Source organism: Haoranjiania flava (assembly GCF_025631005.1).
Taxonomy (GTDB): domain Bacteria; phylum Bacteroidota; class Bacteroidia; order Chitinophagales; family Chitinophagaceae; genus Haoranjiania; species Haoranjiania flava.
In genome coordinates this window covers 40,476-64,044 of record NZ_JAOTPL010000018.1, presented here as the reverse complement: position 1 = coordinate 64,044, position 23,569 = coordinate 40,476, and the positions used below count along the sequence as shown (strand labels likewise).

Here is a 23,569-nt window from a genome sequence, read left to right as displayed (position 1 = left end):
TGAAATAACCATAAACATTAGGAATCTATACCAACCGGGAATGAATATTAATCTAAAAAAGCCGGTTATTCCATGTGACAAACAGAAAAAAATAAATTATATACACATGAAATAGCCATAAGCAAAGTTGCATACCAACCGGGAATGAGTATTAAATTTAAAAAGCTGGTTATTCCATGTGGCAAACAGAAAAAATTAAATATTAACACATGAAATAGCCATAGGCAAAGTTGCATACCAACCGCGGATGAATAAAGGCTATTCCATGCGACCATTAAAAACAGCCACAAAGCGGCGAACTAAAAATTATACAGATGAAAATTGCATTGATTGGCTATGGTAAAATGGGAAAAGCAATAGAAGAGATTGCTTTGGCAAAAAAACATGAAATAGTATTGCGCATTTCCATAGACAACACCAAAGATTTTACGGAAGAAAATATAAAAAAAGCCGATGTGGCTATAGAATTTACCGGCCCACAGGTAGCTTTCGAAAACATCAGCAAGTGCATCAATGCCGGTGTTTCGGTGGTGAGCGGTTCCACAGGATGGCTAAAAAACCTGGAGGGCATTCAACAACTGGCTATTGAAAAAAATGTGGCATTTCTCTACGCCAGCAATTTCAGCATAGGTGTAAATTTATTTTTTGAGATCAATAAATATGTGGCGAGGCTTATGCGCCCTTATGATGATTATAAGCCATCCATAGAAGAGGTGCACCACACCGAAAAGAAAGATGCACCAAGCGGCACGGCTATTACATTGGCCGAACAGATCCTGGAAGAGCGCCCTGAAATTAAAAGGTGGGTTAACCATGCTACCGACAATAAATCTGAGCTGGAAATACTTTCAGAGCGTGAGGAAGCAGTGCCCGGCACACACCGCGTATGGTACAAGTCTGAAATAGACGACATCAGGATCACACATAAAGCGCTTAACCGTAAGGGCTTTGCAGCAGGCGCGGTTTTAGCTGCGGAATATATACAAGGCAAACAGGGCATTTTTACAATGCAGGAAGTTTTATTCGGAAAAACATTATCATAAATGAAGGAGGAGATCTTTGCAAAACTTAAAGAGATAAGCGGAGAACAATACGTTTACTCGGACACGGAAACATTGGACCATTTCAGCCGCGACTATACAGAAAAGCTGCAATACAACCCGGACGTGGTTATAAAACCCGGAACGGCTGAAGAGATAAGCGCCATTCTTAAAATCTGCAATGAACATAAAATACCCGTGACGCCAAGGGCGGCAGGTACAGGGGTTACAGGCGGCGCACTTGCTACCAGGGGCGGTGTATTACTATCTATAGAACGGTTGAATAAGATACTGGAGATAGACGAGCGGAACTTGCAGGTTACTGCTGAATCAGGCGTTATCACAGAGGTACTGCAGAATGCGGTAAAAGAAAAAGGCCTGTTTTATCCGCCAGATCCCAGCAGCAGGGGTTCGTGTTTTATAGGCGGCAATATTGCAGAAAACAGCGGCGGCCCCAAGGCTGTAAAATACGGTGTTGTGAAGGACTATGTGCTCAACCTGGAAGTGGTTTTGCCAACAGGCGAAATAATCTGGACAGGGGCAAATGTATTAAAAAATGCTACAGGCTACAACCTTACTCAACTGATGGTGGGCAGTGAGGGCACTTTAGGCATCGTGACCAAAGCGGTATTTAAGCTCATTCCCCTGCCAAAATTTGATCTGCTGATGCTGGCTCCTTTCAACTCCCTGGAGAAAGCTGCTGAAGCTGTCAGCGCTATATTCCGCGCGGGTTTCACACCCAGCGGGCTGGAACTCGTGGAGATCAACGCGCTGAAGATTGTTAGCCGGATGGTCGATAGTTCCATTGTGCCGGTAACCGATGATATGGAAGCGCACCTGATCGTGGAAGTAGACGGCAACGACATGGATGTGCTGATGAAGGAAATGGAACAGATAGCCGAACTGCTGGTGCAATTTGATTGCGGCGAAATATTTTTTGCCGATGATGCTACCCAGAAAGAGGAATTGTGGAAGCTGCGGCGCAGAACAGCAGAAGCCGTAAAGTCCATTGGTTACACCATTGAAGAAGATACTGTAGTGCCACGTGCTGAACTGCCCAAGCTGGTAAAAGGCGCTAAAGCGCTGGGAGAGAAATATGATTTTCAGGTAGTATGCTATGGCCATGCTGGCGATGGAAATATTCATGTGCGTATATTTAAAGACGGCCATCCGAACAGCTTTGGCAATGAAACCGTAAAGCCCATACTGGAAGAACTTTTCAGGCTGGTAAAAAGCCTCAACGGCACTATCAGCGCAGAACACGGTATCGGCATTATACAGAAAGAATTTTTGCCGATCGTGTTTGATGAGGCTGCTTTGCGCCTGATGCGTGAAATAAAAAAAGCTTTTGATCCGAATAATATACTTAATGCAGGCAAGGTTATTGATATAGATTAATCAACCTAAAACCAACACACATGCAAAGAATAATCTTCATTTTATTAATTACAATGATCGGCTATTCAGGTTTTGCGCAGTGGCAGTACGATACGGCTGTTGACGGCAACCACCGTGCAGTGATGGCAGCGAAAGAGCGCGATGAGCTTGATGCTCAAGGGATGAGACAAACCCCCTGGTTTTTTGGCGGCGGTCTTGTTGCCGGCTTTAGCAGCTACGGTTCTGCTTTCGGGCTTTCACCGTTAGCAGGTTACAAGCTCAACGACTATGTAGATGCAGGCCTGGGGCTGAACCTGATATACAACAGCAGCAAGCCGCGCGACTGGAATGGCAATCAAACGGATTATAAGAGCCGGGCATTCAACTTTGGAATAATGCCTTTTATAAGAGCTTTCCCTATCAACAACGTGTTTGCCCAATTGCAGTTTGAACAGGCCTGGGTAAATGGCAATATTATTTCCGGCGGACAAAAAATAAAATTCAACTACGACTATCAGAGCCTCATTGCCTCGCTCGGCTATGCCCAACGCATGGGCGGCAGGGTAGGATTTTATTTCTCCGTGGGTGTAGATCTGCTGCAAGATCCCTACTCACCCTACAGGGACAACCACGGCAGGGTGAAGCCTGTATTCAGCACCGGCATTAATTTTTAGATAATTTCTATAGTCTTCAGTGCTGCCGTTTTTGCGGCAGTTTTTTTATGCTGATTTCATGCATCAGCTATTGCAGGTCAGCTTTCTCAAACCTTTTGGCAGGCGACACATATTTTGGGTATATCTTAGTTATATTTGTAACCATGAATGTTTTTTACGATATAGAAGCGTTGCCGGTTTTTAAAAACGCTGTTGTTACTATCGGCACTTTTGATGGTGTGCACCTGGGGCACCGCAAGATCATTGAGCAATTAAAAACAGAAGCAGAGGAGCGGAACGGAGAAACGGTGATCATTACATTTTACCCACACCCGAGGAATTTTTTACAACACCACATTGCAGTGCCCGTCATTACTACGCTTCAGGAAAAAATAAAACTGCTGGAAGATGCTGGCATTGATCATTTGATCGTTGTTGATTTTAATGAAAAATTTGCAGGGCAGACAGCCCGGGAATATGTAAAAGATTTTTTGTTCGAAAAAATTCATCCTTCCTGTATCATCATCGGTTACGATCATCGGTTTGGTAAAGGCAGGCAGGGGAATTACCTGATGCTTCAAGAAGCGGGCAGGGAATTAGGCTTTGATGTAAGGGAAATCAAAGCAGAGGTGGTACATCATGTTACAGTAAGTTCCACTAAGATCAGGAATGCCGTATTGTGCGGCGATATAGCCATTGCGAATGAATTGCTGGGCTACCCGTATTTTTTTGAAGGTAAGGTAGTAAAAGGTAACCAGCTTGGCAGAACAATTGGCTATCCCACGGCAAATCTCTCCATAGAAAATCCTGAAAAGCTGATTCCTTCCAACGGGGTATATGCTGTAAGAGCAAGCGTGCACAACGCTGATGGCTCAATGAAATTCAGCAGCTGTACAGGCATGATGAATATTGGCGTTAGGCCTACCGTCGACGGAATTAACAGGGTAATTGAGGTGAACATATTTGATTTTGATGAAAATATTTACGGAAGCACAGTGCATGTAGAAGTAATCAGTTTTATACGTCACGAACAAAAATTTTCAGGGCTTGAGGCACTCAAGGAACAATTAGCAGCAGATAAACAAATTTCACAGAAAATTTTTAACCACAGATCAGCCGCATCATCGTAGACTAAAGCATGTACAGGTCAGGCAACTGCTTCTAAGCATCAGCCACAATTGGTAGCCAGCTCACTACAACCTCAATAATGAATTTCTTCATCCTTAGTTTTGATCAGTAATTCTTTTTGCTCAGATGCTTCCGTGTACCCGATCACACGTGCTTCAATACCCAGGTCGTAAGCAGCAGCTATCATACTGCCTGCAGCAGACTCATGTGTGAAGATCTCAAGCCGGTGGCCCATATTGAAAACCTGGTACATTTCGCGGTTGTCTGCACCTGAATTCTTTTGTATGAGATTAAAGATAGGAGGAGCATCAAAGAGATTGTCTTTAACTACTCTCAGTGCTTTCGGCAAATATTTCATACACTTGGTTTGTCCGCCGCCGCTGCAATGTATTACACCGTAGATATCGTTGAAATGATCTTCCAGTAACCGTTTCATTAAAGGTGCATAGGTGCGGGTAGGAGAGAGCAGGAGTTTGCCGGTATCTATTTTGCCAAAATCTTCTATAGCTATTTCATCTGTAAGCTGTTGTGTGCCTATGTACACAACATCGTCTGACAGTTTAGGTTCGTAGGTTTCCCGGTAGTTTTCCGCATAGTACTTACTCAGTACATCGTGGCGCGCACTGGTGAGGCCGTTGCTGCCCAGTCCGCTGTTGTATTCTTTTTCATACACCGCCTTGCCGAAGCTGGCAAAGCCTACAATTACATTCTTTTCAGAAATTTTTTCATTGGTAATGATCTTTGATTTATGCTGTCTTGCAGTCATAGTGCCGTTTACAGCAATGGTGCGTACCACATCGCCCACGTCTGCGGTCTCTCCGCCGAGGTAGTGAATATTTACACCATATTTTTTCAGTTCATCAAAGAATTCCTGTGTGCCCTGGATCACTTCCTGCAATATATCTACGCCTATCAGCGTTTTGTTCCTGTCAATAGTAGAAGAAAAAAGTATATTATCGTAAATGCCTACGCACAGCAGGTCGTCTAAATTCATGGCAACAGCGTCCTGTGCTATACCGCGCCAAACGCTTACATCACCGGTTTCTTTGTAGTAGAGGTAGGCCAGTATGCTTTTGGTGCCGGCGCCGTCGGCGTGCATAATGTTTACATGCGCATCATCTCCGCCGATATAGTCAGGGTACATTTTACAAAACGCATTGGGAAATAATCCCTGGTCGAGTTTCTGGATTGCCTGGTGTACTTCTTCTTTCTGTGCGGAAACGCCGCGCCTGTTGTATAAACTCATGCTGCAAATTTAATTGATAATTTACAATTACATCCGCACATTTTGTATCAGATAGAATATCAGCAAAATACCGATAATACCCAGTGTGAGCACCAGCGCCAGCAAGAGTTTGGAAGATGGCCTGTATGCATTATCCAGTAATTTTTTCTCCGTGTATTTATACTGTATATAGGAAAATACCATGCAAAGTAAACCAGCTGCTACAATGATGATGCCCACCACATCCGAGTGGCCTCGGTACACTTTGATTTCAGCGCCGAGCAAATAGGATAGTTGCTTCAGGAAAAAAGAAAATTTTACAACCACAAATCCGAAAGCCATAATGGCAATGCCCGTCCTGATCCATGCCAGCAGTGTGCGTTCGTTTGCCAGGTGGTCGTTGGGTACAATCTTCTTTGATATATTTTTATCTTCATCCATGGTCATGATTTTTTAAGGTCATTGATAAATGCGTCAACCATTTTTTTATCCGTTGCCCAGGAAGTCACAACTCTGATACATGCCCGGTCTTGGTCAATTTTCTTCCAGACATAGAATGCGTATTTTTCCTGTAGTTTCTTTATTGTATCATAAGGTAAAATAATGAACAACTGGTTGGTCTGTGGTTTGGTGAGAAAGCTGTAGCCTGCGCTAATAGCTGCCTGGGCAATAGCTTTGGCGCAGGCATTGGCATGTGTTGCCAGCTGATAAAATAGCTGATTGCTAAACAATGTCCGGAACTGTATACCCAGGATCCTCCCCTTTGCCAGCAGCGCACCTCTTTGTTTTAAATGAAAACTGAACCCTTCCTGTAGTGCGGGATTGTTGATGACAACAGCTTCGCCCAGCAGCGCGCCGTTTTTGGTGCCGCCTATGTAAAATACATCTGTAAGCTGTGCTATATCTGCTAAAGTAAGGTCATTGTCTTCTGAACATAAGGCTGCGGCTAATCTTGCGCCATCCATGAACAACAGCAGCTTGTTTTTTCTACAGCATTGCGAAATATTTTTCAATTCTTCAGCGGAGTAAATAGCGCCCGTTTCTGTAGCGTTGGATATGTATACCATCGCAGGCTTTACCACGTGCGGAAAATGGTGGTAATTATCCGCTATTTCCTGTATCTGTGCCGGTGTGATTTTGCCATCAGCTGAAGGAATGGCTAAGATCTTATGCCCGGTAGCTTCTATGGCGCCTGTTTCATTTACATTGATATGCCCGGTGTCTGCGCTGATAACTGCTTCATAAGATTTCAAAGCTGCATGAATCACGACCAGGTTGGTTTGCGTGCCGCCTGCAACGAAGTAAACATGTGCATGAGGAGCATCTGCCTCTTTTTTAATCAGGTCTTTGGCTGCTGCAGAAAAAACATCATCTCCATAACCGGGTTGTTGTACCAGGTTGCTTTCATGCAGTGCTGTTAAAATGGCGGGATGGCATCCTTCACTATAATCATATAAAAAACTGTACATTGGTTGGGAATTTGTCATCTGTTATGTTCTATTGCGTATAAAAAGTTATCATTGTTTACGTAGTAAATGTCTGATATGTCTTTTACCTTATTTTTAATGATGTAGCTGTGCACCTCATTTAAATATCTCCCGGTTTGTCTTCCGAGGTACTGATTCCAGAATACGAGCATACTATATTTCTTTTCTTTCAGTGTAGCGGCTTGTATTGGCTTTAGGTATGTGACAATATCATTGAGGTTTACCAATGTATCTGTGGGCGTACCTCCAATGGCTGGAAAATGTTGCATGTTATTCTTTGTTCTCCATTTAAGATTGGGGAAGCCGGGTGCATAGCAATTATTTAAAAAGCTTAATTGCCTGCCGGTAGCATTGTTAAAAACAACAATTAATAAAGGTTGCCTGAATTTGTACTTAACAGGGTGAGGGCCCGGATTGTTTTTCAGTTGTTCTGAATACTCAAAATTGTTTAAAGCGCTAATGAAATTTGTATCTAAGGTATAAATACCATCGCTGATTTTGAACTTATTGGCAAGAGCTGCAATCTCGTTATCGTCAAGGAATTTAGAGCTTCGGATACCGTATAGCCTGCTCACAGCATTGTTACATGCAGGTAAAATAACTATCAATAAAAGAATTAGCCATTGTTTGAATATATTCCCCATAATTTAGCCTGATTAATTTCAGAAATGTACCAATTCTTTCTAAATCTTCCATTTTTTACATTTCAAATGTACCGATTATACTATTTTAATAAATAAGAAATTTATTTTTGCAGCTACAACAACGTGCGATGGATAAGAACTGGCAGAAAAAATCATTGGAAAGTAAAAAGAAATATGTGCGCAGGCTGGAGCGTGCCGATAGAAACAAAGCGCTGAAACTTTTGCCTGCACTCCATAACGAAGCTTTTTCTAAAATAGACTGCCTCGAATGCGCGGCCTGCTGTAAAAATTATTCCCCGCGGTTTAAAACGCCTGACATTAAAAGAATAAGCAAACACCTTCGCCTGCGTGAAAGTGTTTTTATAGATACCTATTTAAACCTGGACCAGGATGGCGATTACGTGGTTAAGTCAGCGCCGTGCCCCTTCCTGGGTAGCGACAACTGCTGCTCTATTTACGATGTGCGCCCTTCCGACTGTGCACGTTTTCCTTACACCAATGAAGATGTGCTCATCAAAAGAAAGAAGATCACATTGAAGAATGCAGAATTTTGCCCCATTGTATTTTACGTACTGGAAAGATTGCCGGATTGAGTTTTGTTTTCCTTCACCAGGCTTCTGGTCTGGACGAATACGGCAACCATGATCAGCAATAACCCTATGTAAAAATAAGGCGATAATGTTTTATTTTCATGAAATAAAATAAACGCCAGGACAATGCCGTACACAGGCTCAAGCGTCAGTGTCAGGTTCATGGTAAAGGGCATTAACTTCCTCAGGGCAGACACGTACAAAAAATAAGTAAGAATAGTACATACCCACGCCAGTACGGCAAGCCACAGCCAGTCGAGCTTTATGGGAATATGATTTTGTGCAGGGAAGATATACTCATACAGCGGCATCAGTACAGACAAGCATAAAAAACCACCGGTGAGCTGGTAAATAGTAATGGTGTCTGACCGGTAATCATTTACCAGTTTCTTGTTGAGAATGGAGGTCAGTACCGTTAAAACCATTGCCAGCAGCCCGATATAGATACCTGCGGAAAAATGCAGGTTGGTGTAGTACACAATGCCTACGCCCAAAAGTGTAAGCAACCCCAGCAGAATTTCCCTGCTGTTTATTTTTCTTTTAAAAAACAACGGTTCAAGCAATGCAGATGCCAGCGCAGACGTTGAGAGGCAGGTGAGCGCAATGGACACATTAGCTATTTTAATGCTTCCATAAAAACACAGCCAGTGCAGTGCCAGCACAAAACCTACAAACCCGATCCTGATAAAGTCCTTGCCTGATATTTTTTGAATGCGGTTCTGGAAACCAAACAATACCCACAACGTTACAACCGTTATCAGCATGCGCCACCAGGTCAGCCAGCCCGGATTAAGCGAAATTTCTTTGCCCAGCACTCCTGTAAAACCCCATAAAAAAACAGCTATGTTTAATCTTATTAGCGCAGCTTTCAAATTTGTCGTATTTAGTTCTGCAAAGAAAAGAAGATATTTGATAATGTAAATATTATTTTATTTATACCTTGGCATTACATTTGACGTGATTTTCATTCGTACTGTTGTATTAATTTTTAACTAAATAATTAATTTATGAAAAAATATCTATTGAGTGTGTGTGTGCTAATGCTTACATCCACATTTTTATTTGCACAGAATTTTGGGCTGGGAGTAAAGGCTGGTCTGAACATGGGGAAAATTTCAGGCCAGGCTTTTAAAGACGGGTTTAATCTTTCATACCATGTAGGCGCTTTTGGCCACTACGACTTCACTGAAAAAATAGGCATACAGCCGGAGTTGCTTTACAGCCAGACGCAAACCCGTACTGCAACATCTGATGTTACTTACGATAATTTAAAACCTGATACCAAGGCCAAGCTTGACTATATGTACATACCGGTATTGTTGCGTTACAATGTCAATAACCTGGTAACGCTGCATGTAGGCCCGCAGTTCGGAATTTTGATTAATGAAAATGCGACTACAGGTACAAATGTTAAAAGTGCATTTAAATCCGGGGACCTTAGCGGTGTGCTGGGTGCGCAGATCAACCTGAGAAACTTTAATGTGTACGGAAGGTACAACGTAGGTTTACAAAATATAAACGACGTCAGCGATAAAGAAAAATGGACTTCGCAAACCCTGCAGATTGGTTTAGGATACAGAATATTGTAGAAAAGATATATGCGTAATATTGTTAAGAGAATATCAAAGTAAAAAATAAACTATTGAGCATCTCTTAAACAAAACTTTCTTAATCCCCTAATAAAGAGGCTATCTCAGACTTTTGAGATAGCCTCTTTTTATACTAAATATGTTATAATTTTTACAGTTAAAAGTGTTGCGGAATGAGCATTATTTCCTATAAAAATTTCGTCAGCCAATTCATAACATTGATTTATAAGAGCCAGGCTTGCATCTGAAGAAAGTAATCTGAAAAATCGCGGCGCTACTAATTAGTAATTTTTCGGCCACATTCCTTATTTTCGCTAATCATAAATTTAATTATCAAATAAATGGCAGCGAACGAGGAGTTAATTGCGGTAGCAAAAGAGTTTGGTACACCTGTGTATGTGTACGATGCAAATAAGATCAAAGAACAGTACAACAAGCTCACTACGGCTTTTGAACATACCAATGCAAAGTTTTTTTACGCGTGTAAATCACTTACCAACATTAATATTCTTAAGTACATGCACAGCCTGGGCGCCAACCTGGACTGTGTAAGCATACAGGAAGTGAAATTAGGATTGAAGGCCGGCTTTGCTCCCGAACAGATCATGTTCACACCCAACTGTGTGGATTTTGAAGAGATCGTGGAAGGCAAGGAGCTAAATGTGCACATCAACATTGACAATATTTCCATCCTGGAAAGGTTTGGCAACAGGTTTGGCAACTCATATCCTGTTTGTATCCGCCTCAATCCGCACATCATGGCGGGCGGCAACTACAAAATCTCCACAGGCCACATAGACAGTAAATTTGGCATTTCCATACACCAGTTGCGGCATATAGAAAGAATAGTAAAGTCCACAGGATTGCACGTCAATGGCCTGCACATGCATACAGGCAGCGAGATCAAAGACATCGGTGTGTTTCTTACAGGCCTGGATGTAATGCTGGATGTGGCTACACGTTTTCCTGACATAGAATTTATAGACCTGGGCAGCGGCTTTAAAGTGCCTTACCAGGAAACAGATATGGAAACCGATGTAAAGACATTGGGGGAAAGAATTGCCGAAACGTTTGATAAATACGAGCAGGAAACGGGCAAAAAACCTGATGTGTGGTTTGAACCCGGTAAATACCTGGTGAGCGAATCGGGCGATTTTATAGTAAAAGCCAATGTGATAAAGCATACCACAGCCACCGTTTTCGTCGGTGTGAATTCGGGCTTTAATCACCTCATACGCCCTATGTTTTACGAGGCTTATCACAAAATTGAAAACCTTTCCAACCCCCACGGAGCCGACAGGATCTATACGGTGGTTGGAAATATTTGCGAAACAGATACCTTTGCCTGGGACAGGAAAATTGCTGAAGTGCGCGAGAGCGATTTTCTTGTATTCAGAAATGCAGGTGCATATGGCTTTGAAATGAGCAGCAACTTCAATTCGCGGTTGAAGCCGGCGGAGGTGCTGTTGCTCGATGATAAAAAATTACTGATCAGGAAGAGAGATACTTTTGAGGATCTGCTGAAAAACCAGGTTGAGGTGCTGTAATTTAAAACTATTAATCATACACTCATGATTACTTTAAAAAATGTAAAGAAAAGGTTTGACGATAAAGAAGTGTTGAAAGGCGTAAGCATGGACATTGAGCCTGGCAAATGCAACCTGATCATCGGCACAAGCGGCAGCGGAAAAAGTGTTTTGCTCAAGTGCATTGTGGGGTTATTTACACCCGAAGAAGGAGAGATTCTCTACGAGGGAGAAGACATGGTAAAGATGAACACCAAAGAACGTGCGGAGCTCCGGCAGTCCATTGGCATGCTGTTCCAGGGGTCTGCTCTTTTTGATTCTATGACAGTGGAGCAGAATGTACGCTTCCCGCTCGACATGTTTTCCGATCTTTCCAAAGCAGAGAAACAGGAAAAAGTAGATTATGTGTTGGAAAAAGTAAACCTGGTAGACGCCCACAAAAAGCTGCCGGCAGAGATCAGTGGCGGAATGAAGAAGAGAGTTGGCATAGCACGCTCGCTGATATTAAATCCTAAATATTTGTTTTGCGATGAGCCTAATTCCGGCCTTGATCCGCAAACATCTTTGCTGATAGACAAACTGATCCGTGAGATCACCGAAGAATACCACACCACAACTGTAGTGGTTACGCACGATATGAACAGCCTGATGGAGATGGGCGATCATATCATATACCTGCATCAGGGCCGTGTACAGTGGGAAGGTAATAACAAGGAAATTTTCTACAGTGAAGATGAACTGCTCAATGATTTTATCTTCGCATCAGACTTCTTCCAGGACGCAAGAAAAATGAGGAGGATAGAAGACGGCAACCCTGAAGAAGAAACTGCTGACAAACCAGGAAATTATTAATCTGCTTTTAGTTTATCTTTAAACACACGCTCGAATTTTTCCATCTTAGGCTTTATCACGTACTGGCAATACGGCTGACGTATATTGTTGATATAATAATCCTGGTGGTAGTTTTCAGCCGCATAAAAATTGCTGAGAGGTTCTATAGCTGTCACAACCGGTTTATCCCATGCGCCGCTTTCGTTGAGGCGTCTTTTAAATTCTTTTGCCAGTGCTTCCTGTTCTTTATCGTGAAAAAATATTACGCTCCTGTATTGCGGGCCTACATCATTTCCCTGCCGGTTCAAAGTAGTAGGGTCATGTACTTCCCAGAAAACTTTCAGCAGGTCCTGGTAGCTGATCACGTTGGGATCAAAAGTTATCTGGCATACTTCCGCAGCGCCGGTAGTACCTGAGGTCACCTCTTCATAGCTTGGGTTTGGGACTTTGCTGCCCGCATAGCCGCTTACCACATTGGTAACGCCTTCGAGCCTTTCAAATAGGGCTTCTGTGCACCAGAAACAGCCGGTGCCGAAAGTGGCAGTGTCTGTGAAAGCCACATCTCCATTGGCAATATTTTCACTCATAGAACTATGTTTTTTTTGTTCAACACACCCAAACAACAACACCGATAACAGATACAAAGGCGCTGCATATTTTAATGGAATGATCTGGTTAAACATTTTAAAAGTTGCGTTGTTTGGTTTTTTTAAAAATATGGAAAATAGTGTAAATAAAAACTTAATAATTGCTTTTAAGGCCAGCGCTTACCATACGGTCTTTTCCCTGCATGTCTTTTTTTAAAACTATTTCTTCGAAACCTTCTTTCATAAGCAATGCTACGACTTCTTTTCCCAAAGCTTCGTTTATTTCGAAATACAACCGGCCATGCAACTTTAAATATTTTTTAGAGAATAAGATAATGTGCCGGTAAAAGATAAGCGGGTCCTTATCTTGTACAAAAAGCGCAGTAAAAGGTTCAAAAAGCAATACATTGTCTCTCATCTGTTGCTTCTCTGTTTCTTTGATGTAGGGCGGGTTGCTCACAATAATATCGAAATTCTCATTACTGAAGTCCCACTGGTTGCTATCAAGTATATCTGTAAGCTTAAAATGTATTTCAGTTTTTAGATCTTCTGCATTTGTCTGAGCCACTTCCAGGGCTTCCGGGGAAATATCAATTGCGCTCACATCTGCGTCCGGTAAGTATTTTTTCAGTGCAATGGCTATGCACCCGCTTCCTGTGCCAATGTCCAGGATACGTGCACCGGGTTTGGCAGAAGTTTTTATCCAATAGGCTAACTCCTCCGTTTCAGGCCTGGGTATCAGCACATGGCTGTTCACTAAAAACCTGTGTCCGCAAAACCATGCTTCTTGCAGTACATACTGTACCGGTTCATAAAGCAGCAGCCTGTTGAGGCAGTTTGTAAAAAGCTCTTGTTGTGCACTAGTCAGCATGCTGTCCTTTTGTCGCAAGCGGGCTGCACGATTAAGTTGTGTGACATGTGCTAACAGAAGTTCAGCAATATTGCCGGCTTCATTTTCTTCGTAAATGCTATAGAGATTTTCTTTGGCTGCTTGCCCGGCTTCTTCAAAAGTCATATTGCAAAATACAAAAATTATGATGCAAAAATTCTTTTTATATTTTTCTAATTAAAGGCTATTTTTATTGCGAATGAATGATGCGTTTTTTATAAACAGATGTATTGACCTCGCCTTGCTGGGTGCCGGTGCAGTAGCGCCCAACCCCATGGTAGGCGCGGTTTTGGTGTATAATGGCAGGGTAATAGGCGAGGGTTACCACCGGCGCTACGGAGAAGCACATGCAGAGGTGAACTGCATCAGCAGCGTAAAAGAAGAGGATAGGAATTATATTGCATCGTCCACTATGTATGTATCCCTGGAACCCTGTGCACACTACGGCAAAACTCCGCCTTGTGCCGACCTCATTATAAAACAAGGCATAAAAAAAGTAGTTATAGGCTGCAGCGATAGTTTTGCCCAAGTAAACGGTGCAGGTATAAGAAAGTTGCGCGATGCCGGCATTGAAGTGTTCACGGGCCTGTGCGAAGAAGCATGCAGAGAGCTGAATAAAAGATTCTTTACTTTTCATGAGAAACGCCGGCCTTACATTATTTTAAAATGGGCGCAGTCGATGGACGGATTCATCGGCAGCGACAGCAAAAGATTGTTTATTACCAATGACATCACAAACAGGCTTACACATAAATGGCGCAGCGAAGAGGCAGCCATTATTGTAGGCACTAACACTGCTTTAATAGACGATCCATCACTGACCAACAGGTATTATTTTGGAAAAAATCCGCTGAGAATGTTTGTTGACAGGCACCTGAGCCTAAAACAACAGGCAAATTTATTGAATAATGAAACAGCTACCGTTATCTTCAACGCAACAAAAAACCTGAGTGATGCAAAAACAGATTATGCTAAAATATTTTTTGAGAAAGATGTGGAAGAGCGCATACTGACTTATTGCTTTGAGAAAAAAATTCAAAGCATCATCATTGAAGGCGGTGCCAAATTTTTACAGTCGTTCATTCATGCAGGTTATTGGGATGAGTGCCGCTTGATCACCAATACTGCTTTGCAGGCATTTGCAGGCATCAAAGCGCCCGCGCTGAAAGAAGCGGTATTATTACGTTCTGAAGAGATCTTTTCAGACAGGATAGACTATTATAAAAAAGCATAGTTATGAGCGATACAGAGCAGCAATATTTTCAAACGATTCAGTCGCCTTCGGTTGCGGAGTACAAAGACCGCGGTAGTAAATTCCTGGCCTATGCTTACCCCATTAGTTCAGTTGAGGATTTTAAAGAAAAGCTGCAACTACTGAAAGCCGAACATCCAAAGGCTGTGCATCATTGCTTTGCCTACAGGCTGGGTATTGACGGCAATAATTTTCGCGCCAGCGATGACGGTGAACCATCCGGAACCGCGGGCCGCCCTATCTTAGGACAGATAGACAGCAAAGCGCTTACAGATGTGCTGGTAGTTGTAGTGCGCTATTTTGGAGGTACACTGCTGGGCGTGCCTGGCCTTATCAATGCTTATAAAACGGCAACTTCACTGGCTTTGCAGCTCACGCCTACAATGCGCAAGATGGTGATGACGCCTGCTTCCATTACTTTTGATTATACCCAGATGAATGATGTGATGCGCTGGCTGAAGCATTTTGAAGCAGAAATTGTTGCACAGGATATGCAGTTGTTTTGTACCATTGAGTGCAGGTTGCCCGCTGCAAAAATCACCGAAGCAGCGCAGATTTTTCAATCGCTGAGAGGGGTGGAGTTTAAGCTGAAAAATTAGGGAATGCGTTGCTGCAAAGACAAGAAGACAAAAGGTTCTCTTTGTGAGCTTAATGTATTCTTGGTGTACATTGTGCTTAAACAAGAAGCCTGAAACATAAAGCGGCACAAAGGTTTCACAAGGTGCGTTATACTCGTCATAAAGACACCAAGGCATGAAATTTTCTTTTGTGAAGCTTTACATCTGTTGAAGTTTAAAACTGAAAACATCAGGTGCACAGAGTTGCTCAAAAAATATTTGAGTACCTTAATACATCATCCCGGCTTATCCTCTGCCGCCGCCGCGTGGACCCCTGTTTCTGAACTCCCCGCGCTGTCTCTGCTCTGAGCCTGAACTGCGTCCGGCAAAATTCCTTACATTGTAGGTAAATGACAGCATAGCGTATCGTTGCAATACGTTGCTTCTTGTCTGCTGAATATAGTTATCAGTGCGCGTATTGATGATGGATTTATTTTGATTTAAAACATCAAACACGGTAAGCCGCAGTTCGCCGGCTTTATTTTTAAACAATTGTTTTGCCACACTTGCCTGCAGCAACGGGATGCTTGTGTTAAATCCTTCGCTCAATCCTCTGAAAAAAGTATAGTCAAAGTCAACAGAAGTAATCCAGCCGGATTTGGTATACCATGTGGCATCCAGGGAAATAGATTGTGAATAATAGTTGCCGTCGAGTTTTTTATTTACCGTGTATTTTGCAAAATTATACATCGGTTTAGTGGCAAAGTTTATATCAAATGTCTCCTTCAGGTTAGTATTCCAGCGCACCCGCTGGCCTATGGTGGTTGTGGTAGTAAAGTTCTTCCTGCCGTCTACCAGGCTTACGGTTCTGCCGTTGGATAATTCTGTTGAAAGGTTCACATTGGACTTGGGCTTTTTAACGGGAAACCCATAGTTGAAGAATCCGTTGAGTGTATATACGCCATTCATGTTCACAGGTTGCACGTATTGGCCGCCATTACTCAACTGGGTTACAGAATTCACAATGGCATTGCTGGTAACAGAACCGCTGAGCAAAATAAACATATTGATGCTTTTTTCCCTGTCGAATGAAGTATACCTTATATTGAAATTATTATTGAAAGACTGGCGCAGGTCAGGGTTGCCATCTATTATGTACAATTGATCTGAGTTGTCAAGCACGGGCTGCAGCTGCGAAATGCTCGGCTGGCTTGTTCTGCCGCTGTAGCTCAAGCGCAGGTTTTTGGTAGTTGAAATGCGGTAAGAAAGATTTGCAGTGGGGAACAAATTAATGTAATCCTGTTTAAGATGCAGATCTTTACTGATGTTGTTGCTTTCACGCTGGCCGAATTGCACACCGCTGCCGGCAGTAAGGTTTATCTTTCCCCTGAAATAGCGGTAATTTAAAGTGGCTCTTTGCGAAGCATACGTATTCTCATATTTGTTGGTAAGTGTTGAGTCCACATCTGTATAATCCATGGTGGTGCTGTCAAAGTTATAGGTAATCCTTTCCGAGTTGTTCGTGCTGTATGAATAGTTGAAATTTAATTCCAGCTGGTGATTTTTTGCTATTGCATCTGTGTAAGAAAGTGTTGCATTGATGGCATTATTTTCCGAGCCGGATGTATAATGCTGATTCGTGGTTCTGTTCCTGTTGTTGCTGTAAGTAAAAACATTATTCAGGCTTTCCCCGTAGCCCTGGTTCCTTCCGGCCGAAACATGGGTATTGAGCGATAAGGTTCTTCCGGCTTTGGCAAACCGGTGCCTGTATGTGAGCTCAAGCCCGCCGTCTATGCCATCATTGTTGCTGGTATTGGTGCGGTTGCTTCGGCTGATGCCGGTAGAATCTGCAAGTACTGCACGCCAGATCTCACTGGACGAGATGGATGTGTTTTCAGCTTGCTGGTAAGAAAATCTCGGGCGTACAATCAAAGAGTTGAGTGAATCAAATTGCGTTTCAATATTGAAATTAAAGTTGTGGTTTTCTCTTTTGCGGTTAGAGTAGGAATCAGAAAAATTATTCTGAACCGTATCTCCCTGCAATAAGTTCTGGCGCAGCCTGTCCTGCTGAATGTCCAGATCGGTATTGTTGTAAAAATAATTTCCGTAAAGTTGTGTTTTGCCGAAAGTATTGCGATAATTCATGCCTCCTGCAATCGCCCGGGTCTGGCCGGTGTTGTTGTTGCCCTGGAAGCCGCGCCTGCCGCCGCCCATATCTGATGGCAGGCTGAACATTTGCTGGTTATTGTTGTTCCACTGCCCTAATACTGAGATCTGTTCATCTCCCCGGAAGCGGTAAATATTTCCTCCCAAGGCATGCAGGCCGCGCGTGCCGATAGCTGCTGTACCCTTACCAAAGTAGCCGCCATTTTTCACTTCCTGTTTGGTGACGATATTGATGGTCCTGACCCGGTTGCCATCATCAAATCCGGAAAACTCCGCCTGGTCGCTGCTTGCATCAATGATCTGTACTTTTTCTATAACGTCAGAGGGAAGGTTCTGGGTGGCCATCTTGGGATCATCACCGAAGAAACGTTTGCCATCTACATACACCCTGCGCACTCTTTCGCCCTGCGCTTTAATGCTGCCGTCTTTCTCTACCTCAATGCCGGCAAGTTTTTTAAGTACATCTTCTGCGGTTGCATTGGGCTTTACTCCAATCTGCGATACATTAAACTCAGTGGTATCTCCCCGGATAGTGATAGGCTTTGCAGTAGACACTACAACTACTTCATTTAGTTCGCTGGCGGTAGTGTACATTTTAATTGTATCGATAATAAAGTTTTCTGTACTGTCTGTAAGTGAAAACAATCTCGTTGTATTTTGGTAGCCTTCATAAGAAAATTGTATGCGGTAATTTCCGGGCATAACAGATGTGAATGCGTAAAAGCCCGTTGCATCGGATAAAGCACGGTGCGCAACAGTTGAGTCTTTCAATTGCAGGATACTGATGGAAGCATGCTCCAGCGGAATGCCGGCAGAGTCAGCCACAATGCCTGCAACGTTGGAAGTGTGCTGCGCGAAAACATAAACAGGCAATAAAAAAAGTATTACTATGAAAACCTTCAATTTCATGAAAATATACATTTTATACAAATCTAACGGGTGTGTTTGTAGCTTTCGATAATAATCGGTTAATAGGTGATTTAATTAGGTGAAAGGTATGATCTCTAAGGCTATATACAAAATGCCTTGTGTATATGCATTTATGTCAGGCTTTTGCGCTGCAGGCTGACATTAAGGTACAGGCAACGTGCCACACCAGCTTGGCAAGAAAATTGAACATACCTAATAAAACAAACAACTATGACAGGATATATTTTAATCGCGGTTGTAATGATGATCGTTGGATCTATTGTAAGCGGAACGCTCAATGCCAAGTTCAAAAAATACAGCCAGATACCCGTTTCATCCGGTTTAAGCGGGAAGGAAATAGCAGAAAAAATGTTGCGCGATAATGGTATAAACGATGTAGCTGTGGTTTCGGTACAAGGACATTTATCAGACCATTATAATCCCGCTAACAAAACCATTAACCTGAGCCCTGAAGTATACGCCGGCAGAAGCATTGCCGCAGCAGCAGTAGCGGCGCACGAGACCGGCCATGCGGTACAACACGCCACTGCTTACAGCATGCTGCAATTGAGAAGCCAGTTGGTGCCGCTTGTAAACATCAGTACGAAATTGTCCAATTATGTAATCATTGCAGGGCTGGTGCTGATGGCTGGTTCAGCTTTGGGTAATACGGTATTTCTGATTGGTATACTTTTATTTGCTTTCAGCACATTGTTTTCTCTGGTTACCTTGCCGGTTGAGTACAATGCCAGTAACCGGGCATTGGCCTGGCTGGAAAGAACCAATATGACCAATCCTGAAGAACACAGAGGCGCCAAGGACGCATTGAAATGGGCAGCCAGGACTTATGTGGTGGCTGCTATCAGTTCTATAGCTACTTTGCTTTATTACATCATGCTTTACAACAGGAGAAGCTGATTGTTTCCGTAAAATTAATGAGGGCATTTCTGCAAAGAATTGCCCTCGTTTTTTAATAAGTATATTCTGTAATAGCGAATGGATGTGTATTTGTCAAGCCAACAGGCAAAAACGTCTTCAGGGTTACTGAATCATTTTGTTTTACTGTCTTTTTCCCAGGTTTTTAAAACCTGCATCAGTGCGTTTTGTGATTTTAATGCAGCAAATATCAACCCTGCTTTACCATCCAGAAAACCTTTTTTTAAAATATAGGGTTTGAAAAAATGAAAGAAGGGTTTGGTAAAGAGCGCAAATATGCTGTATTTCTTTTGTTTGTGGATCACAGATTCAGAACTGTACCTGTTCAGCTTGGCAATGATTGTCTCCACAGATTCCTGCGGCAGGTGGTTAATGGCCAGCTTTGGTTCTGTAGTAGTGAGGTTGTAGATGTCGCCGTCAATTTCAGGAATAGCATGTACATGCTCTCCCCAATGCACGGCATCTTTTCTGAAGAAACGAATGATCCTGTCGGGATAACTGCCGTGCATGAACCTGCCCATAAAAAAATTTCTCCGTGCCATGCGGATGGCTTTATAGGTGTGTGCTCTGCTGATAAAGTCCTGCAGGTATGTTTTCATTTCTTTGGTAATGGTTTCATCAGCATCCAACAATAGTATCCAATTATACGTAGCCGACTGTATGGCAAAATTGCGTGCCGGCTCTACGATAGGTTCTTTCCTGTGAAATACGATCTTACAGCCATATTGCTCCGCTATTTGCAGTGTGCTGTCTGTGCTGTGCATATCGCATATAACAATTTCATCAAAGCCGCGCACAGAATCTAAAGTCTGTGCCAGAAACTCTTCGGCATTGTAGGTGTTTATAACAACTGAAATTTTTTTATCGTGTTCCTTGCTCATGATTTATTTTTTACAAACCAAACCTGGCTAAATACTGTTTTATATTCAACAGCAGCTTATAGTTTTTATAGTTTTCGGCTTTATAATCTTTGCGGAATAAATCCCGGAGCTGGGCATCCATGAATGCTTTTTCCTGCAGAAATTCATTTTCACCGGAAAGGTTTTTCAGCTTCAGGTTAGTTCTCAGCATGCGCTTGATTGTTTTGATCAGTAAAAGTTTGCGTTGAATCCTTGTAAAACCTTTGTACGAAGCTATGAAGCCGTAACGTTCGTAGTTGGCCAGAAAAAAGTCTACTTCTTTTTTAGGATTAAGGGAAGAAAGGATGCTGCCGGGCCGCTGAATGTAGTGATAGTCGTTTGTGCCGGTGTGCACCACTGCATTGGCTTTGGCAAAAAGCTTATAGACCGTACTGTAATCTTCAAAAATTCTTCCGGGGGGAAAGAAGATGTCTTTAAAGAGCGAGGCACGGAAAATTTTATTCCAGCAGTAGCTTCTTACATACTTATCCCACAACAATTTTATCAGCGCAGTGCAGGCATCCAGGCGTTGTTCCTTTTGTGCATGGTCATGAATTTTAATAGTCTTGTCGGCCTCATCCAGTATGGCTCCGCACATGGCGATGTCTGCGCTGTAATTTTGCACAGCATTGTACAGTCTTTCGAACATTTGCGGTTCAACCCAGTCATCTCCGTCAACAAAACCTATGAAATGCCCCTTGCTTGCTGCCAATCCAATATTGCGTGTTTCGGAAATACCTTTATTTTCCTGGTGAATTATATGCAACCTGTTATCCTTAGCTTTCCATGCTTCGCAGACAGCGCCTGTGTTGTCTGTAGATCCATCGTTAATAACAATAACTTCTATATCCTGCAATGTTTGCGAGTGCAGCGATGCAAGGCATTTATCTATATATGCTTCTACATTATAAGCTGGTACAATAATGCTTATAAGCGGCTTTGCCTGTGGCTGGTGATGTATGCGGTTCATATAGCAGTTTAGATCGGATGTGAATAAGGTAATAAAGGTATTAAAGTCGGCAGGTTTATTCAATGGGAATTTTTATCCAGCTATCGGGTATGATGTCCGGCAGATCCACACCGCGCACCCATACTTCGGGGGCACAGACAATTTTTTTTTCGTACCTGTTGAGCCAGGCGCCCCACCAGCTAAAACTGCTGTTGGCAATAATGTTGTGCTTACACAGCGACATGAGCTGCATGTCTTTAAAACTGTTTTTCTTCTTGTTATGATCTATGTAGGTTGCGTTTGGCCAAACAAAATTTTCTTTTACCCAGGCAATGTCGTCTGAGAAAATAAAGAAATGCGGACTGGCCACCTGTTGATGTATTAATTCTATAGCATTTTTATAATAGTCAAGGCTACAAACAGAACCTGTACTGTGCAACCTTTTCTTCTTTAAATAATCCCCTCTCCGGAAATGAATAGATACGGCATGGCACTGTTGAATTTCATTCGCTATTTTTTCGTTGTATTTGTCAAGTGGTTTTCTGAACATAAATTCTTTATGAATCAGCGGGGCAATGTCTGCAAAGTATTTTTCAGTCTGCCAGAAGCCAATAAAATAGGCATTTTTTACTTCCAATACTTCTGGGCTATACTTTGTTGGCAGCTCATATTCAGATACCACAATTCCCTGTGTTTTCCTTTTTATTTTAAAAAAATTCCTTCTTATTTCTGCACAGAAACTTTTAGATACATCAGCCAGTTTATTGCATTCCTTCTGAGAGGCATATGAGGGGTTAATTGTAAAAATTTTATCAAGCTCGTAACCATTGTGGTGCTTCCTGTACAAAAATTCGGATACGTCTATTTTTGTGTCAGGTTCGCACTGTTTTAGCGCACAACTGAAAGCGTACTGAAACATCTGGTTTCCCAGCCCTGAATTTATTCTTACAATGTTCATCTTTATGGTAGCAAATTTTTATATACACGCATCAGGTTGTTAGCGATATTTTCATCGGAAAATTTTTCAGCATATTTCAACCCATCAGCTTTCATTTTTATTTGTAAATGGCCATCTGCCAGTATGATGTTAATAGCTGCCGACATTGCTGCAACATCATAAGGATCTACGTACAGGGATGAAGGGCCTCCGCTTTCTTCGAGGCAGCTTCCTGTAGCGGCAATTACAGGAGTAGCTGTACACAATGCTTCCAGAACAGGGATGCCAAAGCCCTCGAACACAGAAGGGTAAATAAAAATCTCTGCCAGGGTATATATTGCTGGAAGATCGGTAGTTGCTGCATCCTGTATAAATATCACGCTTCCTTCAAGGCCAAACTGAGTAAGCAATTGCTTAAGCTCTTGCATATAAGCGGTGGCCTTCCCGACCACTACCAGAGGTATATTTATTTTACCATGATGCAGGGCTTTAATAATGAGCTCAATATTTTTTCTTTTTTCCACAGCGCCTACATTCAGCAGGTATTGCTGTGGCAAGCTGTATTTCTCACGCACCCGTACCTTTTCTTCCTCATTTATTTGCTGCCTGAAGATATTGCTGCATCCCTGGTATACAATTTCAATTTTGTTTTCATCAGCCTGGAAATAATGCACAATATCTTTTTTCGTTTGTAAGCTTATAGCAATGATCTTGTCTGCAACCATGCAGGCATATTTATTTTTTTCAATAAAAATTTTCCTGTATACCTTCGGGTATAAATGCGGGTAGCGCATAAAGATCGCGTCATGCATGGTTACCACAGATTTTACACCTGTCTTTTGTATACGTGCAGGCAGCTCCTGGCTGAGACCGTGATACACATCCGCTTTCAGCTTTTGCAGCTCTCTGCTTATGCCAAATGTACGCCAGAGTGCGGGAAACTTCCTGTGCCACAAAGATTCCGGATATAGAATTGTATTGTTGGCACCCGGCGCAAGCTCGATGGCATTTTTTCTTTTGGGGTTAAACAGGTAATAATCATTATCCGGGAAATAAGCATTCATCAGCCTGATCACTTCCCGGCTATAGGTTCCCAGCCCGCGTGAATTGTGAAAGGCTCTCTTGGCATCATATGCTATTTTCATTTCCGGAAGGGTATAACATTTTTTTTCTATTTGCAAAAGTAAGATTTTTACGATAAGCTTAAGCATCGATAATTGGGGTGAAATCACGATATTATTTTCATAATCAAAAATAAAGAGTATCTTTGCAGCCGGCAGGTCTTACACGACCAGCTCCTGCTGAATCTCCCAGGATCGGAAGGTAGCAAGAGTAGGCGGTTGTAGCGGTGCGATGTAATCAGCCTGCCTTTTTTATTTTTCCCCTTTACTTTTATTT

General features: G+C 42.5%; 23 protein-coding genes and 1 other RNA gene. 12 read left to right on the top strand and 12 right to left on the bottom strand.

Annotated elements, in window-relative coordinates; translation table 11 throughout:
- Positions 1–314: 314 nt before the first annotated feature.
- The 4 genes from dapB to OD355_RS11415 all read left to right on the top strand — a co-directional run bounded on the left by dapB (position 315) and on the right by OD355_RS11415 (position 4,200).
- Entirely contained in the window at positions 315–1,043 is a 729-nt protein-coding gene (dapB, locus tag OD355_RS11430; protein ID WP_263038616.1) for a 4-hydroxy-tetrahydrodipicolinate reductase, read from the top strand.
- Positions 1,044–2,438 (top strand): FAD-binding oxidoreductase, encoded by a 1,395-nt coding sequence (locus OD355_RS11425; protein WP_263038615.1) that lies wholly within the window; start codon positions 1,044–1,046, stop codon positions 2,436–2,438.
- A 20-nt stretch (positions 2,439–2,458) separates the two neighbouring features.
- Complete coding sequence (locus OD355_RS11420) at positions 2,459–3,091, top strand: hypothetical protein (protein WP_263038614.1); 633 nt, start codon at positions 2,459–2,461, stop codon at positions 3,089–3,091.
- Between the two features lie 143 nt (positions 3,092–3,234).
- Positions 3,235–4,200, top strand: coding sequence for a bifunctional riboflavin kinase/FAD synthetase (locus OD355_RS11415; RefSeq protein WP_263038613.1), 966 nt, complete (start codon positions 3,235–3,237; stop codon positions 4,198–4,200).
- Between the two features lie 71 nt (positions 4,201–4,271).
- Here OD355_RS11415 and OD355_RS11410 read toward each other — a convergent pair whose 3' ends face one another.
- The 4 genes from OD355_RS11410 to OD355_RS11395 are packed head-to-tail and all read right to left on the bottom strand — an operon-like array spanning position 4,272 to position 7,554.
- Positions 4,272–5,444, bottom strand: a complete 1,173-nt coding sequence (locus OD355_RS11410) for an AIR synthase related protein (protein ID WP_263038612.1) — start codon at positions 5,442–5,444, stop codon at positions 4,272–4,274.
- A gap of 27 nt (positions 5,445–5,471) precedes the next feature.
- Positions 5,472–5,864, bottom strand: coding sequence for a YidH family protein (locus OD355_RS11405; RefSeq protein ID WP_263038611.1), 393 nt, complete (start codon positions 5,862–5,864; stop codon positions 5,472–5,474).
- A 2-nt stretch (positions 5,865–5,866) separates the two neighbouring features.
- Positions 5,867–6,892, bottom strand: a complete 1,026-nt coding sequence (locus OD355_RS11400; RefSeq protein WP_263038610.1) for a threonine aldolase family protein — start codon at positions 6,890–6,892, stop codon at positions 5,867–5,869.
- Positions 6,893–6,906: 14 nt separating this feature from the next.
- Positions 6,907–7,554 carry a hypothetical protein gene (locus OD355_RS11395; protein WP_263038609.1) on the bottom strand — a complete coding sequence of 216 codons (648 nt, stop codon included), beginning with the start codon at positions 7,552–7,554 and terminating at the stop codon, positions 6,907–6,909.
- A 107-nt stretch (positions 7,555–7,661) separates the two neighbouring features.
- Here OD355_RS11395 and OD355_RS11390 point away from each other — a divergent pair, with 107 nt between their 5' ends.
- Positions 7,662–8,147, top strand: coding sequence for a YkgJ family cysteine cluster protein (locus OD355_RS11390; RefSeq protein WP_263038608.1), 486 nt, complete (start codon positions 7,662–7,664; stop codon positions 8,145–8,147).
- On the opposite strand, the gene OD355_RS11385 is transcribed toward OD355_RS11390, so the two are convergent.
- The gene (locus OD355_RS11385; protein WP_263038607.1) at positions 8,120–9,016 is read right to left on the bottom strand and encodes a DMT family transporter; all 897 of its coding nucleotides are present in this window, start codon (positions 9,014–9,016) and stop codon (positions 8,120–8,122) included. The two genes, OD355_RS11390 and OD355_RS11385, sit on opposite strands and share 28 nt — an antisense overlap.
- 135 nt (positions 9,017–9,151) lie before the next feature.
- On the opposite strand from OD355_RS11385, the gene OD355_RS11380 reads away from it, so the two are divergent.
- The 3 genes from OD355_RS11380 (at position 9,152) to OD355_RS11370 (ending at position 12,111) form a co-directional block, all read left to right on the top strand.
- A complete protein-coding gene (locus OD355_RS11380) occupies positions 9,152–9,733 on the top strand; it encodes a porin family protein (RefSeq protein ID WP_263038606.1) in 582 nt (193 codons plus the stop codon).
- 341 nt (positions 9,734–10,074) lie between these two features.
- On the top strand, positions 10,075–11,280 hold the full coding sequence (gene lysA / locus OD355_RS11375; RefSeq protein ID WP_263038605.1) for a diaminopimelate decarboxylase: 1,206 nt from the start codon (positions 10,075–10,077) through the stop codon (positions 11,278–11,280).
- A gap of 24 nt (positions 11,281–11,304) precedes the next feature.
- Complete coding sequence (locus OD355_RS11370) at positions 11,305–12,111, top strand: ABC transporter ATP-binding protein (protein ID WP_263038604.1); 807 nt, start codon at positions 11,305–11,307, stop codon at positions 12,109–12,111.
- Here the strand turns inward: OD355_RS11370 and msrA are convergent.
- Positions 12,108–12,677 (bottom strand): peptide-methionine (S)-S-oxide reductase MsrA, encoded by a 570-nt coding sequence (msrA, locus tag OD355_RS11365; RefSeq protein ID WP_263038603.1) that lies wholly within the window; start codon positions 12,675–12,677, stop codon positions 12,108–12,110. The two genes, OD355_RS11370 and msrA, sit on opposite strands and share 4 nt — an antisense overlap.
- A gap of 154 nt (positions 12,678–12,831) precedes the next feature.
- Positions 12,832–13,692, bottom strand: coding sequence for a peptide chain release factor N(5)-glutamine methyltransferase (prmC, locus tag OD355_RS11360; protein ID WP_263038602.1), 861 nt, complete (start codon positions 13,690–13,692; stop codon positions 12,832–12,834).
- A 73-nt stretch (positions 13,693–13,765) separates the two neighbouring features.
- Here prmC and ribD point away from each other — a divergent pair, with 73 nt between their 5' ends.
- Both ribD and OD355_RS11350 read left to right on the top strand, forming a co-directional pair.
- The gene (gene ribD, locus OD355_RS11355; protein WP_263038601.1) at positions 13,766–14,800 is read left to right on the top strand and encodes a bifunctional diaminohydroxyphosphoribosylaminopyrimidine deaminase/5-amino-6-(5-phosphoribosylamino)uracil reductase RibD; all 1,035 of its coding nucleotides are present in this window, start codon (positions 13,766–13,768) and stop codon (positions 14,798–14,800) included.
- 2 nt (positions 14,801–14,802) lie between these two features.
- Positions 14,803–15,417 carry an IMPACT family protein gene (locus tag OD355_RS11350; RefSeq protein WP_263038600.1) on the top strand — a complete coding sequence of 205 codons (615 nt, stop codon included), beginning with the start codon at positions 14,803–14,805 and terminating at the stop codon, positions 15,415–15,417.
- 264 nt (positions 15,418–15,681) lie between these two features.
- On the opposite strand, the gene OD355_RS11345 is transcribed toward OD355_RS11350, so the two are convergent.
- On the bottom strand, positions 15,682–18,450 hold the full coding sequence (locus tag OD355_RS11345; protein ID WP_263038599.1) for a TonB dependent receptor: 2,769 nt from the start codon (positions 18,448–18,450) through the stop codon (positions 15,682–15,684).
- A 231-nt stretch (positions 18,451–18,681) separates the two neighbouring features.
- Between OD355_RS11345 and OD355_RS11340 the strand changes: the two genes are divergently transcribed.
- Complete coding sequence (locus OD355_RS11340; RefSeq protein ID WP_263038598.1) at positions 18,682–19,368, top strand: zinc metallopeptidase; 687 nt, start codon at positions 18,682–18,684, stop codon at positions 19,366–19,368.
- 131 nt (positions 19,369–19,499) lie between these two features.
- On the opposite strand, the gene OD355_RS11335 is transcribed toward OD355_RS11340, so the two are convergent.
- Genes OD355_RS11335 through OD355_RS11320 form a run of 4 tightly spaced genes read right to left on the bottom strand, consistent with a single transcriptional unit; the run spans position 19,500 to position 23,316 of the window.
- On the bottom strand, positions 19,500–20,267 hold the full coding sequence (locus tag OD355_RS11335) for a glycosyltransferase family 2 protein (RefSeq protein ID WP_263038597.1): 768 nt from the start codon (positions 20,265–20,267) through the stop codon (positions 19,500–19,502).
- Positions 20,268–20,277: 10 nt separating this feature from the next.
- A complete protein-coding gene (locus OD355_RS11330; protein ID WP_263038596.1) occupies positions 20,278–21,255 on the bottom strand; it encodes a glycosyltransferase family 2 protein in 978 nt (325 codons plus the stop codon).
- A gap of 55 nt (positions 21,256–21,310) precedes the next feature.
- Positions 21,311–22,192: an alpha-1,2-fucosyltransferase gene (locus tag OD355_RS11325; RefSeq protein WP_263038595.1), complete on the bottom strand. Its 882-nt coding sequence runs from the start codon at positions 22,190–22,192 to the stop codon at positions 21,311–21,313.
- 2 nt (positions 22,193–22,194) lie between these two features.
- Positions 22,195–23,316 carry a glycosyltransferase family 4 protein gene (locus OD355_RS11320; protein ID WP_263038594.1) on the bottom strand — a complete coding sequence of 374 codons (1,122 nt, stop codon included), beginning with the start codon at positions 23,314–23,316 and terminating at the stop codon, positions 22,195–22,197.
- A 129-nt stretch (positions 23,317–23,445) separates the two neighbouring features.
- Here OD355_RS11320 and ffs point away from each other — a divergent pair.
- Positions 23,446–23,544, top strand: an RNA gene (ffs, locus tag OD355_RS11315) — signal recognition particle sRNA small type.
- The last annotated feature ends 25 nt before the right edge of the window (positions 23,545–23,569 follow it).

Excerpts from the sequence above, each read along its gene's own strand:
- OD355_RS11320 (WP_263038594.1), bottom strand. The coding sequence starts at position 23,316 with ATGAAAATAGCATATGATGCCAAGAGAGCCTTTCACAATTCACGCGGG.
- OD355_RS11380 (WP_263038606.1), top strand. The coding sequence starts at position 9,152 with ATGAAAAAATATCTATTGAGTGTGTGTGTGCTAATGCTTACATCCACA.
- OD355_RS11335 (WP_263038597.1), bottom strand. The coding sequence starts at position 20,267 with ATGAGCAAGGAACACGATAAAAAAATTTCAGTTGTTATAAACACCTAC.
- OD355_RS11400 (WP_263038610.1), bottom strand. The coding sequence starts at position 6,892 with ATGTACAGTTTTTTATATGATTATAGTGAAGGATGCCATCCCGCCATT.
- OD355_RS11425 (WP_263038615.1), top strand. The coding sequence starts at position 1,044 with ATGAAGGAGGAGATCTTTGCAAAACTTAAAGAGATAAGCGGAGAACAA.
- OD355_RS11350 (WP_263038600.1), top strand. The coding sequence starts at position 14,803 with ATGAGCGATACAGAGCAGCAATATTTTCAAACGATTCAGTCGCCTTCG.
- OD355_RS11405 (WP_263038611.1), bottom strand. The coding sequence starts at position 5,864 with ATGGATGAAGATAAAAATATATCAAAGAAGATTGTACCCAACGACCAC.
- msrA (WP_263038603.1), bottom strand. The coding sequence starts at position 12,677 with ATGAGTGAAAATATTGCCAATGGAGATGTGGCTTTCACAGACACTGCC.
- lysA (WP_263038605.1), top strand. The coding sequence starts at position 10,075 with ATGGCAGCGAACGAGGAGTTAATTGCGGTAGCAAAAGAGTTTGGTACA.
- OD355_RS11410 (WP_263038612.1), bottom strand. The coding sequence starts at position 5,444 with ATGAGTTTATACAACAGGCGCGGCGTTTCCGCACAGAAAGAAGAAGTA.
- OD355_RS11370 (WP_263038604.1), top strand. The coding sequence starts at position 11,305 with ATGATTACTTTAAAAAATGTAAAGAAAAGGTTTGACGATAAAGAAGTG.
- OD355_RS11340 (WP_263038598.1), top strand. The coding sequence starts at position 18,682 with ATGACAGGATATATTTTAATCGCGGTTGTAATGATGATCGTTGGATCT.
- ribD (WP_263038601.1), top strand. The coding sequence starts at position 13,766 with ATGAATGATGCGTTTTTTATAAACAGATGTATTGACCTCGCCTTGCTG.
- OD355_RS11345 (WP_263038599.1), bottom strand. The coding sequence starts at position 18,450 with ATGAAATTGAAGGTTTTCATAGTAATACTTTTTTTATTGCCTGTTTAT.
- OD355_RS11325 (WP_263038595.1), bottom strand. The coding sequence starts at position 22,192 with ATGAACATTGTAAGAATAAATTCAGGGCTGGGAAACCAGATGTTTCAG.
- OD355_RS11330 (WP_263038596.1), bottom strand. The coding sequence starts at position 21,255 with ATGAACCGCATACATCACCAGCCACAGGCAAAGCCGCTTATAAGCATT.
- OD355_RS11395 (WP_263038609.1), bottom strand. The coding sequence starts at position 7,554 with ATGGGGAATATATTCAAACAATGGCTAATTCTTTTATTGATAGTTATT.
- OD355_RS11415 (WP_263038613.1), top strand. The coding sequence starts at position 3,235 with ATGAATGTTTTTTACGATATAGAAGCGTTGCCGGTTTTTAAAAACGCT.
- OD355_RS11420 (WP_263038614.1), top strand. The coding sequence starts at position 2,459 with ATGCAAAGAATAATCTTCATTTTATTAATTACAATGATCGGCTATTCA.
- dapB (WP_263038616.1), top strand. The coding sequence starts at position 315 with ATGAAAATTGCATTGATTGGCTATGGTAAAATGGGAAAAGCAATAGAA.
- prmC (WP_263038602.1), bottom strand. The coding sequence starts at position 13,692 with ATGACTTTTGAAGAAGCCGGGCAAGCAGCCAAAGAAAATCTCTATAGC.